Source organism: Aporhodopirellula sallentina SM41 (assembly GCF_000346505.1).
GTDB lineage: Bacteria > Planctomycetota > Planctomycetia > Pirellulales > Pirellulaceae > Rhodopirellula > Rhodopirellula sallentina.
Map to the genome: position 1 here is coordinate 1 of NZ_ANOH01000314.1, position 2,453 is coordinate 2,453.

General features: G+C 53.9%; 2 protein-coding genes. Both read right to left on the bottom strand.

Annotated features, from left to right (window positions below; genetic code table 11):
• Positions 1 to 768: 768 nt before the first annotated feature.
• On the bottom strand, positions 769 to 1,440 hold the full coding sequence (locus tag RSSM_RS20760; RefSeq protein ID WP_144059998.1) for a hypothetical protein: 672 nt from the start codon (positions 1,438 to 1,440) through the stop codon (positions 769 to 771).
• A 364-nt stretch (positions 1,441 to 1,804) separates the two neighbouring features.
• Positions 1,805 to 2,453: serpin family protein (locus RSSM_RS20765; RefSeq protein WP_044303167.1), on the bottom strand; the 649-nt coding region annotated here is incomplete at its 5' end.

Below are 2,453 nucleotides of genomic sequence, written 5' to 3' on the forward strand. Positions count from 1 at the left end.
AAGAGGATACGCAAGGGCAGTCCAAGTTCAGCTTGGTTCCTGAGCCCGAGACCCCAACCCCGCAGCCACCTGTCGTTCCCGAGCCCACGCCTATCCCAGAACCGCAGCCTCTTCCAGTTGTGCCCTGCGATCCACCGATGCTGGTTCCTTGTGAGCCCGCGCCTTGTTGTCTGCCGGTCATGGAATGTTGCCTGCCGGAGCCGTGTTGCCCCGCGCCGGTTTGCGAGCCACCTCGGTCTCGCTGCCTCTTCGGCATCTTCAGACGCTAATGACACGGCTAGTCGGACGAGATCATTCACCTCACTTGCCAACCTCGGGCTTCATAGTAGTACGCATGAGATTCCTATCACGAGTCACAAGCAGACTAACCGTTTGCCTGACATATCGCACACGGGGATTTGCGTGCTGAGGATACGACAGGACCGATCGTCGACGTTACCAGCTAGGTCACCTGAGGCGGCGCAAGGCGAGCGGGCCGTTCGGAGAACCGGGGCAGCTAGTGTCGGTTTTGATGCATTGGGAAAGATCACGGAATTAACGGAATATTACAATCCGCATTTCCGTATTCGGTCAACTTGATCTGTGGTTTTGAGGTTTTGTCGTCGACTTTGCCAAGGTCGTGGTGAAGTCCGGGCCTTGCGTGGGCCCATTTGCAAGTGGAGGGTTACTATCCGGGACTCACGACTAGGGAATTGGCCAATCGTCCGCCGAACCGGAGCAATCGTGAGATCGGTCTTGCTTCTTTGTGCCAGCACCTTTTTTGGTATGCTAAGTGCGTGAAATGAACGGAGTAAAAATACTATCTGCTGGAACGGGGAACCCCAAATGGATCTTCACTCTGATCCTTTGTTTCGTCACGTGGTGCGATAAAGAGATAAAGACTCGTAGCACAAGTGTGTCGGGGCGAACGACAGCCGCGTAGTATGGGGATAGTCTTTCCAATTTGTCTTCACGCCATTTCTCCTGATCATGGACTACGAAGACGTGCGTTGGCGCAGCCAATCGTTTTATCCACGTCGGCTTGGCCACAACATCGCCACTTGTAGTTGTTACGGCTATTCGATTCACCGGCAAATCTTCTCGCACGACCCTGGGGACCGCGACTTCCTTGACTTGCTCAACAGACTCAGTGTACGGAATCTCCTCCGTATAGGACACCTCCACTTTTCTGCCATCAGTACGTTCTTCGATTCGCGTTCTCGTTTCCGTGCGTGTTTTTGTGACGGGCACGGTCACAACTCTTGTCTCCACCGCGAAATCGACCTTGATAATGCCGACTGTATTCCCATTTCCCATGACCTTCGCAAGCGAGACGTTTTCCAGATTGAAGGCCGGAGGACCATCGACCTTAAGAGAGGAAGCCGTTTGAGCCCTGCCAAGCGTTCCACCTAATGTTGCCATCAAGAATAGCACGACGGGTATCATTATCGTTCTGGCCATGATCATCCTTTCGTTGTTCGACCGCTATCGGTGAGCACTGGCTGAGATCGGTGGTCTCGCGTTTTGTCCAGCCTGAAACATTGATGCCACGATCCCCCAGTTCGGTCAAGGTGGGCAATGGGGGTACCAACCGGCGCAATTTCGACCTGAGTTCGCGTCCAGCGCAGTGCGATGACCTGTTAAGTCGCGCCAATGGGTGCGTTTGAATCTGAAGTGCTTTCCAAACACCGACTGTGCTGCTTCGATGACTTGCGGGCGACGAAGGAGATGACACGAGGGTGCCATCCGCATTTGCTCCGTAACTGCGTCGAGGGAATTTGTCGATGGAAGGCAAGATTCCGTCAGGTATTCTGCCCGGACAAGGCTATGGATTGACCAATTGCCCGCCGAACCAGATCGCTCCCGACTCGTCGTCGACCAATAGAAAGATGAATGGCCGTTGAGCCAAAAACTCCGCTTCGGCCAATTGCTTGACTCCGGCCACCACGGCTGAGGCTGCGGATGCCTCTGTGCCGTCTTCGTCAACCGCAATGAAAGCCTTGTGAACTACATCGTGGAGATGTATGTCCCCCGACTCACTTATACCACTGAAGTCTGCCTTCTCGGAGAAAGCCAAAGGCATCGCGGTTTCTAGTTGCTGGCGAGCAGAAAGCTGGAACGCAAACGAGAACTTCGGCAGTTCAACCCTTACACGGGTGGGTTTCAGTTGTCCGCGAATCTTATTCAAGGCTCCCAGCGAGAGCTTTGTACGAAACTGGCCAAAATCCTGATCCGGTCGTGGGAGAATCACAAGCATCGACAGCGGAATCCCGGCGTATGGCAGTTCCAAGACCTGAACCTGCGAATTTTCGACGAAATTGAACACATTTGTTTGACTCATCCCCGATACGGATTTCGTTTTGCCACTCTGTACCCAGTTCATCTGGTAGTCAGACTTGGGGAACGGACTCTGCCACGAACCTTTGAAATCGACCGTGTTGGTGAGCACAAGTCGAGCGTCCTCGGAGACCGAC

Bases quoted from the DNA above. Each gene is read 5' to 3' on its own strand.
- RSSM_RS20760 (WP_144059998.1), bottom strand. From the start codon at position 1,440: ATGGCCAGAACGATAATGATACCCGTCGTGCTATTCTTGATGGCAACA.